13 protein-coding genes are annotated in these 10,989 nt (G+C 59.3%); 9 read left to right on the plus strand and 4 right to left on the minus strand.

Going from position 1 to position 10,989, the window contains the following annotated elements:
* Positions 1-67: 67 nt before the first annotated feature.
* The 4 genes from TX80_RS14550 to TX80_RS14560 all read left to right on the plus strand — a co-directional run bounded on the left by TX80_RS14550 (position 68) and on the right by TX80_RS14560 (position 2,543).
* Entirely contained in the window at positions 68-901 is an 834-nt protein-coding gene (locus tag TX80_RS14550) for an alpha/beta fold hydrolase (protein ID WP_049923862.1), read from the plus strand.
* Positions 902-1,063: 162 nt separating this feature from the next.
* Positions 1,064-1,717 (plus strand): MaoC family dehydratase, encoded by a 654-nt coding sequence (locus tag TX80_RS14555; RefSeq protein WP_049923863.1) that lies wholly within the window; start codon positions 1,064-1,066, stop codon positions 1,715-1,717.
* Between the two features lie 226 nt (positions 1,718-1,943).
* Positions 1,944-2,120 (plus strand): hypothetical protein, encoded by a 177-nt coding sequence (locus tag TX80_RS19510; protein WP_195893089.1) that lies wholly within the window; start codon positions 1,944-1,946, stop codon positions 2,118-2,120.
* A 102-nt stretch (positions 2,121-2,222) separates the two neighbouring features.
* A complete protein-coding gene (locus TX80_RS14560; RefSeq protein WP_049924104.1) occupies positions 2,223-2,543 on the plus strand; it encodes a hypothetical protein in 321 nt (106 codons plus the stop codon).
* Between the two features lie 68 nt (positions 2,544-2,611).
* On the opposite strand, the gene TX80_RS14565 is transcribed toward TX80_RS14560, so the two are convergent.
* The gene (locus TX80_RS14565) at positions 2,612-2,821 is read right to left on the minus strand and encodes a hypothetical protein (protein ID WP_049923864.1); all 210 of its coding nucleotides are present in this window, start codon (positions 2,819-2,821) and stop codon (positions 2,612-2,614) included.
* A 325-nt stretch (positions 2,822-3,146) separates the two neighbouring features.
* Here TX80_RS14565 and TX80_RS14570 point away from each other — a divergent pair, with 325 nt between their 5' ends.
* Positions 3,147-3,947, plus strand: a complete 801-nt coding sequence (locus TX80_RS14570; protein WP_049924105.1) for a hypothetical protein — start codon at positions 3,147-3,149, stop codon at positions 3,945-3,947.
* 226 nt (positions 3,948-4,173) lie between these two features.
* Positions 4,174-4,494, plus strand: a complete 321-nt coding sequence (locus TX80_RS14575) for a hypothetical protein (RefSeq protein ID WP_049923865.1) — start codon at positions 4,174-4,176, stop codon at positions 4,492-4,494.
* Between the two features lie 155 nt (positions 4,495-4,649).
* Here the strand turns inward: TX80_RS14575 and TX80_RS14580 are convergent, their stop codons facing one another.
* A complete protein-coding gene (locus TX80_RS14580) occupies positions 4,650-5,258 on the minus strand; it encodes a helix-turn-helix domain-containing protein (RefSeq protein ID WP_230198738.1) in 609 nt (202 codons plus the stop codon).
* A 203-nt stretch (positions 5,259-5,461) separates the two neighbouring features.
* Here TX80_RS14580 and TX80_RS14585 point away from each other — a divergent pair, with 203 nt between their 5' ends.
* Together TX80_RS14585 and TX80_RS14590 are read left to right on the plus strand one after the other, a co-directional pair.
* Entirely contained in the window at positions 5,462-6,013 is a 552-nt protein-coding gene (locus TX80_RS14585) for a DUF4188 domain-containing protein (RefSeq protein WP_154658661.1), read from the plus strand.
* A gap of 389 nt (positions 6,014-6,402) precedes the next feature.
* Positions 6,403-7,419, plus strand: a complete 1,017-nt coding sequence (locus TX80_RS14590; protein WP_049923867.1) for a tyrosine-type recombinase/integrase — start codon at positions 6,403-6,405, stop codon at positions 7,417-7,419.
* Between the two features lie 94 nt (positions 7,420-7,513).
* Here TX80_RS14590 and TX80_RS14595 read toward each other — a convergent pair whose 3' ends face one another.
* Together TX80_RS14595 and TX80_RS14600 are read right to left on the minus strand one after the other, a co-directional pair.
* The gene (locus TX80_RS14595; protein ID WP_154658662.1) at positions 7,514-8,494 is read right to left on the minus strand and encodes a hypothetical protein; all 981 of its coding nucleotides are present in this window, start codon (positions 8,492-8,494) and stop codon (positions 7,514-7,516) included.
* 409 nt (positions 8,495-8,903) lie between these two features.
* A complete protein-coding gene (locus tag TX80_RS14600) occupies positions 8,904-9,854 on the minus strand; it encodes a hypothetical protein (RefSeq protein ID WP_049923870.1) in 951 nt (316 codons plus the stop codon).
* 809 nt (positions 9,855-10,663) lie between these two features.
* Between TX80_RS14600 and TX80_RS19515 the strand changes: the two genes are divergently transcribed.
* On the plus strand, positions 10,664-10,989 hold a 326-nt coding region (locus TX80_RS19515; protein ID WP_195893090.1), incomplete at its 3' end, for a hypothetical protein.

Here is a 10,989-nt window from a genome sequence, read left to right on the forward strand (position 1 = left end):
ACCCGGTATCCGCACCCGTGGACTGCAACCCCGAGACCTATCCGTGCAGGCATCGACAGCCGGAGCGATGGCAGAACTCCCGCTCGCGGACGGTACCCTCTGGTACGAGACGACGGGAACCGGTCGACCGCTCGTGTTCGTCCACGGCGGCTGGATGAACGGACAGGCCTGGCAACCGCAGGTCGAGCATTTCGCCGACGACTACCGGGTCGTCACCCTCGACATCCGCGGCCACGGCAAGACCGGCGCGACCGAACCGGACCAGTACTCGATCGAACTCTTTACCGACGATCTCGAGGCCTTGCTCTCGCAACTGGCGATCGCCGACGAGCGGCCGGTCCTCTGTGGGCTCTCGCTCGGGTCGATGGTCGTTCAGGAGTACCTCGACCGACACCCCGATCGGGCGGGCGGTGCGATCCTCGGCGGCGCGGTACGGTCGATGCCGCCGGTGGAGCTGCCGCCGGGAACGAAGCCGTTCGCGTCGCCGCTGCCGGCGCTGACGACCTCGCTGTCGATGACCGGACCACGGACCACGTTCCGGTCGCTACTGTATGCGATTCAGGCGACGACGGGCGAACAGTGGCTGTCGGTAAACCCGGACGTGCGGGCGAAAGCGCTGTCGGCCGTCGGCGACGTGTCGCGCGCCGAGTTCCGGAAGGTCTTCGACGCGCTCTTTCGCTACGAGCCTCCGGAACTGACCGGCGTCGAAACGCCGACGCTCGTCGTCCACGGGGAACAGGAGGCACCCCCGGTCAAGCGGCAGGGGCGAGAGATCGCCGCGGCCGTCGCGGACGGCCACCGACTGACCCTCGACGAGTCGGGCCATCTCGTCAATCAGGACCGACCGCAGGCGTTCAACGCCGCCAGCACGGCGTTTCTCGACCGGGTCGCCACGACCTAATTCGATACGGGCTCGAGAGCCGGACATACGGCTGATCCGGCTCGAACGATCGCTTGTCGTGACAGTTACAACGACCCCTCCAATGTGTTTTGGCGATGCCACCAAGTGAATGCGTTCGACTAGATATCGTGTGCGTCCGGTTCGTACATCCCTCACCGATCTATGAGTAGCAATAGTCCGGACACCGATGTCACCGGGTCTACACGGGGCGAGCACTGGTCGAATATTTCGAAACACGTCGTCAACAGCTACGTCGAGGCCAACAACGCGATTCTCGCGGCGATGGGTATCACCCCCTCGGACGAGAACGGCGGTGAAACGGACCACATCGGAACCGACAATCGACCGGTATCCGAACTCTCGTTCGGCGACGACGAGTGGCTGATGGAGCGTTCGACCGACGAGTACGCCGACCTCGACGTCGGCGACTACGTCCGCTTTACGAAACCGATCACGGAAGCCGACGTCTCCGCGTTCGCGACGGTCTCCGGGGATACCAATCGCCTCCACCTCGAACCGGAGTTCGCCGAACGGACGCAGTTCGGCGGCCGGATCGTCCACGGGACCCTCGTTGCCGGGACGATCAGTGCCGCACTGGCCCGATTCCCGGGACTGACGATCTACCTTTCACAGGACCTCGAGTTCCACGCACCCGTCGAGATCGGCGAGACGGTTACCGCCGAGTGTGAGATCATCGAGGAACTCGGGGATTCCCGGTATCGGGTACGGACGACGGTCTCGCAGGCCAGCGACGAGGAAACGACGGTGATCGACGGGGAAGCCATCACGATCATCAGGGAGTTGCCGACGGAGTGAAATCGCGTTCTCGATCGTGTCGACTCCGGCGTAGCCACGAGACCGTCGGTAGCGCTCTCGAGGCGGACGGCGTCCCCGCTCGAGTGGGTCGCTCGCCGGATGTCCCGGTACCGACGGCTTCGATCGCCCGCCGGAACGCTGACCCGACTGCTCCGTCGAGCGTGACCCACCGATCCCAACATAGCTTGGACCAACGGTGATACGAGGTCGCGGTGTATCGGAGTCCATGAGCCGATCAGCGTCCGGACGGCGGATCGTCGCGGTGTGTCGCGGCTGCGAATCGGTGTTCGTCTCCGAGCAGCGGCCGGACGGGACGATCCGACCGATCGGCGTCTCGGCGGACTGTTCCTGCGGCGACGGCGAATTCGAGCGACTCTCGAGGCCGGACCCCGACGCAGTCTGAGCGCTCGAGGCGACCCGACTCGAACCCATTGGATCGATGACGTTCGTCCCGCCGTGACTATCACCAACATTAATGGGACTCGAGTCACAAGCGATGCCGATCATGACCGATCGGCCACCGTCTCCGCCGACGCCGACGACGCCGTCCGCGACCGAGATCGATGACGACCGCGTTCTCGCCACGACGACCCAGCTCGCCGCGAGCATCGACGACTCGCTTGGCGTGTGCCTCGACGACGCGACGCTGGAGACGGTCCTCCTCGAACTGGATCGAAGCGGCTACGTCGACTGGGTAACCGTCACCCACGCCGGCGACTACGTCTGGGACCTCTCCGACTCGCCCGACCGGATCGCCGACGCCGTCGCCGCGGCCGTGACCGAACGGGTACAGTCATGGCTCACGGAACGGACCGCCGCCGAATGAGCGGCCAAAAGCGAGCGCGCGACTCGCGTCGCGGCCTCGGGGTTTGGGACTCGAGCGTAGCCGCGGGGCTACTCGCGGTCGTCCCTACTCCGGTCGTCGATGACCGAACCGGGCGCGACCCGACAGCCACACGGGCCGGCGACGGCGTCGATGGGACCGATGACCGAGACGGTCGCCACGGGGGTTCCACACCGGGGACACTCGGGGACCGACGACTCGTCGCTCGATTCGCTCGAGTTCGGCGACTCATTGCCGGCCGGGTCGGGTGCGTCGCTCATCGCACCACCCGCGGGCCATCGACGCTCGGTATCGGTGCTCGAGTGCGGTACGCCTGCCGTGCGGGACGTTTATATCCCGGTAGAATGTACGCAATCATTGGCTTCAAATCCCTGCTCGGGATTGGAAGCCGCGTCTCGGGTGGGACCAGCACCCGGGGCATTTCGGCGCATGCCCCCGCGACGGCTTGGAAACGCGACTTCTATGCTACTTGTCGTCGCGATGTGACTTATATCTAACTCTTAGCGCGTGGAACGAGCCGGTCGGCTCGGCGACGGCCCTCCACCGAACGGAACGTTCATTTCGGCTATTACACTGAGTGCAACCGTGACCCCCGATATCGATCGGACACACCACCTCGAGTGCGAGGCGTTCGCCGACGCGTTCCGATCCCTTCTCGAGTCGGTGCTCCCGGACACCACGACCGCCGTCGTCCACCTCGACGAGGCGGAGATGGACATGGAACCCGACGGCGACGACTGCCGTCGCACGTGGGACGACGTCGGCCACCGGTTCGAACGGGTCCCCGACGAGGACCGCAACGGGACGCTCGCGTGGCACTGTCCCACCACGACCGAACCGGGACGCGAGGCCCTCCTCGCCCTCGTCGACCTCACGGCCGGCATCGCCGGCCGGCACTTCGTCTTTCGGCTCGAACTCCGCAACGAGGGGACTCCCGTCCTCGATGCGATCCCACACCACGCCGACGCCGCCGTCGATGCGACGCTGCTCGAGGGCGGCCCCCGGACCGGCGAGATCGTCGGCCTCGAGGGCCACGACGCGTGTCTCGTTCCCGCCGAGACGCGACTCGAATGGACCGCCGAGGACCGGAACTGGAGCCTCAGGGGCGGATCGCTCTGTCTCGAAACGCTCGACGGCCGTCGAACGAGTTGCTACGGTCTGACGGGCCTGCAGCGGGCGACGATCGACGACGATGGCACCGTGCTCTCGCTCGCCTGGAACCCGGGAGAGTTCCCGGACGACGCCGTTGGAACGTTGCTCTCGTGGCTCACCGACCGCCTGTACACGCCACCGCCGGCGATCCCCTGCGGGACGCCCGAGCGGGCACGCGAAGTCCACGCGTACGTCACGGCACTGCTCGAAGCGTACGACGGACGCGACCTGTAGCGTGACTGCCGACCGGGCGACCGCTGTCTCGAACGCGACGTCGCCTTGCTCGAGACAACAGAGCTTCGGAGACGATACCCAACGGCCCGCTCGTCACAACGCAGCCGTGACGGCAGCGGGGAGACTGCTCGTGACTGTGTCCGTCACAGCGTCGTCGACGTCCGTTCAGCGTTTCGACGGGTTGTCCAAAAGAAGGCTTATACCGTCGGCATAGCGTCATCTGGGTATGTCGACAGCGACCGACGACCCCCTCCCCAATCTCGTCACGATCGTTGGCAGAGGCGTGCCATCGAACTACGAACTCACCGTCGACGGCGAACTCGAACTGGTCGGCGCTGATCCGCTCGAGGAAGCGACAGTCGTCACTGATCACTCCGCGGAAGGCGCAGTCGAAACCGGTGTGATGCAGTTTCGCTTCTCCGGTCGGACGGCGAACGTCCACGTTCTCGACTGGAACGGTGTCCCTGCATCCGACTCGCCGAACACACCCGAAGTCCACATCGACTACGGCGTGTCCGATCGAAGCGACAGGAGCTACCTCCGATAGAGTCGAGTCGGCTGGGGCCTCTCAGTGAGGATCGAGCACCGGTCTCACGCCGCTCTGTACTGCTCTCGAACCGACCTCCTCGAGCACAGCGGTCGTCAGCCCCGCGCGAGAACGCTATCGACCGCCCGTGACACGGCTCGGGACGCCGTTCCAGTTCAGTCGTGGCCGACGATGAACCGGCCGACGAGACGGTTTACGCCCCGCCGAATCGTCTCGCTGGCACTCGACTTGTCAACCTCGAGTATGGCCGCCAGTTCGGCGAGGGTACACTCCCGCGGCACGTCGAAGTAGCCGTGCCGGTGTGCGACGGTCACGTATTCCCGCTGGCGGTCGGTCAGCAGGGCCTCCTGCTCGTCGGTATGGACGACCGTCAACAGATCGTACCGTCTGCCGGTGTCCTCGAGGGCCGCGCCGAACGCCTCGAACTGTGCCCGTGTCGCCGTCAGGGTAAACTCCATCTCGCCGCCCTCAACGACGATCGGGAACTCCGGCGGAACGGAGGACTCCCAGAGGAATTCGTAGAGGCCCTTCTCGTCGGCTTCGTACTGCCCGATAGCACGGTGCTCGTCTCCGTACAACTGGTCGTACTCGAAGATGTCAGGATGGACCCGAATCGCATCGGTAACCGACTCCGGGTTCTCGGCCCGGACCTCGCCGAGCTCGAGCGCCCGGCCGCCCTTCGGAACGCCGGTGAGCAGCCGAAACGTCGCGTCCGGAAACGACGTGGACACCTCAGCGACCCAGATATCCTCGGGTAGCGTCATGCGGAACCGTGCGCGAATCATCGTCTTTTCCGATGCAGGCGTCGCGATCGCGACTCCAGCACCGGTGCTACGTTCGTTCCGATCCGGCAAAAACGTCGGCACGCTCGGCGTTCGGTCGTGCTGTGACTCGTCGATAGACAGCTGGGACACTCCCCAACGTGTTGGGGCAATTCTCACCCCGATGCCGGCCGAGCACCACAATGATGACTGACGATCACGACCGAACTGACGAGCCGATCGAACGGAAAATAGCCGCGGAGCGGACCGAGCCGTTCGTGGTGTTTCACATCGGACTCCGAATCAACGCGTTCTGGAAGCTTCATCGATGGCTGCCGATCTTCCTGATCGCGCCACGAATGGTTCGGGAACGCCGCTCGGACCCGGAGTCGGGGTTGCTCGGGAGTCGGACGGTAGTCGGCCCGGGAATCCGAAACGTCGGGTTCATCCAGTACTGGGACTCGTTCGAGGCCCTTCGTGAGTACGCACGCGACAGCGATCGCTTGCATTTCCCCACCTGGCAGGAGTACTACGAAGACGGAACCAAGGAGGACGCCGCGGTCGGCATCTGGCACGAGACGTACGTCGTCGATCCCGACGAGTACGAGACGGTCTACAACAATATGCCTCCCCACGGTCTTGCCGCCTGCGACGGGACGGCAATCGTGCCTGCGTCGGCCCAGCGGACCACGGCTGCTGGCCGATTGGGGCGTACTGACGGCACCGATTCGCCGCTCCGGACTCCCGAACCGGAGTGATGGCCACATCGGAATCGCGGGGAGCATTTCCCGTAGGCTCCGGACAGCGGGCGCGTCGCTATTCAGACCACCGCGACCGTTCTTGACAGAATTCCGATTTGGCGGCCGCTCGAGATGTGCTGTGCTTCGGTCAGTTTCTGGCGAAGAAATGGGCGCTGCAGGATTTGAACCACGCCGTCGGCTCGCTGTACTCGCCGCCGTCTACTTCAAACCTTCGCGGTCCAGTTTTCACTCCTCACGAGTTGTTCGTCGTGAAAACATGGGCGCTGCAGGCCTTGGTCACGCGGCGTGACAGCCTTACTTTTGGCCGGTACAGGAGCTGTAGCTGTTGGTTCGTGATCGGCGGTCACCGGGACTCATGGGGTTCGCTCGAACGGAGACGACCAATCATGAGTCTCGAACCAATTGACGCCGAAACCGCGCTCGAACTGTATCTCGCAGACAAGGAGAACGAACTCTCAGAGGCCTCGCTCAAAGGCCACAAGTACCGGCTCGGTCACTTCGTCCGCTGGTGCAACGAGGTCGAAGAGATCGAGAACCTCAATACGCTCACCGGTCGCCAGCTGCACAGGTACCGACTTTGGCGACGAGAGGACGGCGACCTGAACAAGGTCAGCGAGAAGACTCAGATGGACACGCTTCGCGTGTTCATCCGCTGGCTAGAGTCGATCGACGGCGTAGAACAGGACCTGAGCGAGAAGGTCCTGTCCCCATCGATCACGCCCGACGAGAACTCACGGGACGTGATGCTGGACAGCGACAGTGCCTCGAAGGTGCTCGCTCACCTGGAGAAGTACGAGTACGCAAGCATCCAGCACGTCGCTATCGCGCTGATGTGGCACACGATGATGCGCGTCGGCGGCGTTCATGCTCTCGACGTCGATGACTACGATCCGGACGAACAGTTCATCAAGGTCCGTCACCGACCGGACACCGGCACACCGATCAAGAACCAAGGTGAGGGTGAACGAATGGTCGCACTGTCGGATCAGATCTGCGAGCTCCTCGACGACTGGCTCGAAACCAAGCGACCGTCAGTGACCGACGAGTACGGGCGGGAACCGTTGTTGGCCTCGCGGGAAGGGCGGACAAACAAGACGACGCTGCGTGCTTACGTTTACCGCTGGACACGGCCATGTGTCTACAGCACCGAGTGTCCGCACGACCGCGGCCTCGGAGAGTGTTCGGCAGTCGAGCGAGACACGGCCTACCAGTGTCCGTCGAGCGTGAGCCCTCACGCAATTCGTCGCGGAAGCATCACGCACAGTCTGAATAGCGATATTCCGGACAAGGTCGTCAGCGACCGAGCGAACGTCAGCCAACGAGTGATCGAGCAGCACTACGACCGTCGTACGGAACGGGAAAAGATGGAACAGCGGAGGGATTATCTTGGTGATTTGAATTAAATAGTATTCAGAGAAGATGCCTTCTTTTTTCGTCCCCCACAAGACAGCATATATTCTATTTGATCACTGTTACAATGACGCGTTATCAGGAAAGCTAGAATATCTCGCTAGGAGGTATGTACGAATCCTCATCATCGTCGTTATCCGAACCTCCCATAGAGTCCGAAATATCCTGTGAGTCTTCTCCAAGAACCCGTTTCCGTTCTTTCTGGACTGTTTGAGCCATCAACTTCGCAGCGTTCGCAACCTGGTTCATATCTATTGTTTCCTCATTTCGAAGTGGAACGTAGATCCACGTCGCAGTCATCTGCTCAGGGGAAGTGATCTTTATTTCTGCCCATGGGTCAACCCCATACTCATCCTCCATCCGTATCCGCTCGATCTCGCTTTGGCTCGGAATGAACGAAAATGCGATTTCTCGACTATAACCAGACTTGAGGGGATCTGTGGCATTCTCTTCCGATTCATTCAAACCGCTTATTTCAGCATTATGGGACCATGTGCTTCGTTCCCTTACTGGGTCAACGACAGTCATCTTGGCCTCAATACTCTCTGCCGTGAGCGCTCCGTCATTGTAGAGTTCCATCGACACCTGAAGCATGTCCATATCCACGGAGGATGAACTGATCGTGACACCACGGTCTCGATGTCGTAGGGCAGCAAACTGGAATCGACCGTCGAAGTAAATCATGGTCGCGTAGAATGCCGTGGCTGCCACGAGAATTTGCTGATCAAGTCCTGGAGGAGACGAAGGAGACGAAACTCTACGCATCGATATCACGAGTGCAGCCACCAACCCGAACGCGATTAGTGATTTAATGAGGAAGGTATGGGATGAGACTCTCCCTATGAGTAAGTCGCTCTTGAATTGGCGGTACATCCGTCGGAGGGACCACTGTCGCCATTGCCACCACGTCGTCACCGAGAATTCTTCCCCGCCTTCCATAATGATGGTCCGGTCTTGGTACAAACGATATGCGAAAGAGAGAATCACCCCAATGAAAAGAAGAAGTATTGCCCTAGGAACAGTCAATGAGATGCCCGAAACGCAAACGATATCGTCAATACAGTCCATTGTCACCAACCCCTCACTCTCACATATTAAAATCCGCTGATGATCGACCGAAGCCTTTGGTACGGGCCTCGAAAGACCTCTCTTCGGCCTACTGAGGGCCTGGAAACAGGAAAGTTCTACTACCTCCGGCGAGTAAGCATCGAAACAAAAGACAGTCCACAGAGAATATAGAGTTGTATTTTGGTGAGTCAAGATCACCCACGACTCGGCCACTTACTGATTTTCACCTCCACATGCCCGCACCCATCACCTTGAGGTGTCCCCTTTCCTTCGGGTCGGTCTTGTTAAGGAAGTCATCAGTCATCGATTGGTACTCACCCTGGATGTTCCAGCCCGGTTCACGTCAGAACGAGTGTGAATTAGGTTTTCGAGATGGCGTTCTTTTGCGCCTGCGCGGGGTAGATTGGAATCAGTCGAATTGGTTCTCGTACTGTTTGATGACGAAAGTGAGAAACGCAGACGTCTGGTGGAGAAGGAGAATGCAGTAGTTCTGGTCGATCTCGTTGTTGTGCCAGTTCTTTCGGTCCCCCGTCTTCTGGATGCCGACTCGGAGGCCACGCATGATTTGCTGCCACTCGCCCACTATGGACTGATTCGGTTCAAACAGTCCCTCTTGGTTTAGTCTGTCAAGGTAGGTCCCGACCGTCTGGTTCTCGTTTTCCCATCCCTGTTCAACACAGATGCTCTGAATCAGGGCTTCGACGCTGTTGTAGAGTTTCTCAGGGATTTGGGCAGTGAACGGGGGACCTCGTCTATAGAATTCCCAGGCCTCGTTGTATGGCTTCTGCACGTGCTCCCAACGTTCACCCAGCGTAAGCGCCCGAAACTCCTGATCGGCCTCGATGACCGTGTTGTCTGCCAGCTCCTCAAATTGGTATGGCTCGTGCTTGGAAGGGTCATAGTCTTCCGTCGGAATGATACTGCCCGACGCTTCTTTTTCTACCTGTGGTATCATCTTACGAGGCGGGCGGAGTTCTAGTAAGATTTGCTCTTCAGCCAGTATCCGACGAATATCCCGATCAAGATTGGTGAGTTCGTCTTTGGAGAGACTGCCGTCAAGCCAAAGAGTGTTAAGAAGGAATTCGATAAATGTCAGAATCTTCTCTTTATCACCCTTGGGATTCTCGATAAAGGAGATGAACGACAACTTCGACTCCTTGTTGAACTGGAGTTCCTCGCCTATTCTGCCGATGTATCGCCGATGCGCTCGCTTGATCTCATCCACCGAAACCGCGTCATCAATAGTGTATGCTAACTTCTTTTGAGCCGATTCTGTGAGATCGTTGTGAATCCGTTGTTCAGGCATTGCTTCGCCCTTCTTCTCGAATGGGACGTAGTCTTCCCCAAAGCGCCAGGTCATATAGGCGAATTCAGATGTATGGCTGAATACTCTTTCGCCTGTTAAAGTCAGAAATGCCGCCAGAAGAACTACTCGGCGCCGTTGAATTTCTCTTCGAGGCCTTTCCGTTCGCGTCGCTTCCTTGCTGCTTTGCTTCCCATCAGTGCTGTCCCACCGGTAGCACCAGAGATGGTGACTATCTAACGGCCGCTTCCGGCCTGAAATTCTAGATCAATCGCTTGGATAAGGGCGAATAGAAGCTTCTTTTCGTCCACATACTTGACAATACATACAACATTAGTGACATTTTTGTGATCCTCTCCCGCATCGGCTTCGAAGGGAGACATGGAGTGAATTATTTGCTGGTCAGACTCCTCCTTTAGGCTATATTAATACGAATTTAGTTGGAATTTCTACTAAGTGATCGCAACATCACTTCACTCAAAATAGATAACTTCATAACATCGATGTAAGAATACACGAATCACGGGTTAACCGTGTCTCGCCCTAATATTACTGTTCGATGGCACGATAACACATTCCCATCGGAATGGTTCGACGAGCGATCCACGGAATCGGACTCTGAGAGTGATAACGTAACCCGTTACGAACTTGCAGAACGGCGATGGGAACGATTCCTGAGTTGGGATGATGTTGCAGGCAAAACACGGCTCCATTATTACCTTCTTCCGGGCACCGAAGGGCGGGATTTTGAGACGATAACTAGTGCACTGTTTGATTGGGAGTCAGAGGAATTTACCCGACCTAACACCCAACTGTCGGGCACAGCGATCGTCGATTCATACCTCTACCTATTCTTTGATGGTGGGATGGGTGAGGAGATTGCGGGGGTTGTTGTTTTGCGTCCCCACACTGACCTTGTAGTTGTACGGGTTTCTGAGGATGAATTCGCTGATACTGTATTCCAGCGACTGGCTACCATGCTCGGATATGCTGTTGACGAGCCGGTTCGGCCTGCGTTCGATGCCGTATATCACGAGATTTTCGAAGAGGATGTGGTTGACCGCTACAGACGGCTCTGGATTGAGCTGGAGAAGGAAACCGATCAGCGGGTGAATAAGATCCAGTTCATTTCCGAAAGTGGGGAGGACGCCCGCAAGAGTGACCGTGTTACGGAGATTCTGTCACTGAGCGG

Source organism: Halopiger djelfimassiliensis, assembly GCF_000455365.1.
Lineage (GTDB): Archaea > Halobacteriota > Halobacteria > Halobacteriales > Natrialbaceae > Halopiger_B > Halopiger_B djelfimassiliensis.

Bases quoted from the DNA above. Each gene is read 5' to 3' on its own strand.
- TX80_RS19510 (WP_195893089.1), top strand. From the start codon at position 1,944: ATGAGCCGATCAGCGTCCGGACGGCGGATCGTCGCGGTGTGTCGCGGC.
- TX80_RS14595 (WP_154658662.1), bottom strand. From the start codon at position 8,494: ATGGACTGTATTGACGATATCGTTTGCGTTTCGGGCATCTCATTGACT.
- TX80_RS14600 (WP_049923870.1), bottom strand. From the start codon at position 9,854: ATGACCTGGCGCTTTGGGGAAGACTACGTCCCATTCGAGAAGAAGGGC.
- TX80_RS14555 (WP_049923863.1), top strand. From the start codon at position 1,064: ATGAGTAGCAATAGTCCGGACACCGATGTCACCGGGTCTACACGGGGC.
- TX80_RS14580 (WP_230198738.1), bottom strand. From the start codon at position 5,258: ATGACGCTACCCGAGGATATCTGGGTCGCTGAGGTGTCCACGTCGTTT.
- TX80_RS14550 (WP_049923862.1), top strand. From the start codon at position 68: ATGGCAGAACTCCCGCTCGCGGACGGTACCCTCTGGTACGAGACGACG.
- TX80_RS14575 (WP_049923865.1), top strand. From the start codon at position 4,174: ATGTCGACAGCGACCGACGACCCCCTCCCCAATCTCGTCACGATCGTT.
- TX80_RS14560 (WP_049924104.1), top strand. From the start codon at position 2,223: ATGACCGATCGGCCACCGTCTCCGCCGACGCCGACGACGCCGTCCGCG.
- TX80_RS14590 (WP_049923867.1), top strand. From the start codon at position 6,403: ATGAGTCTCGAACCAATTGACGCCGAAACCGCGCTCGAACTGTATCTC.
- TX80_RS14565 (WP_049923864.1), bottom strand. From the start codon at position 2,821: ATGAGCGACGCACCCGACCCGGCCGGCAATGAGTCGCCGAACTCGAGC.
- TX80_RS14585 (WP_154658661.1), top strand. From the start codon at position 5,462: ATGACTGACGATCACGACCGAACTGACGAGCCGATCGAACGGAAAATA.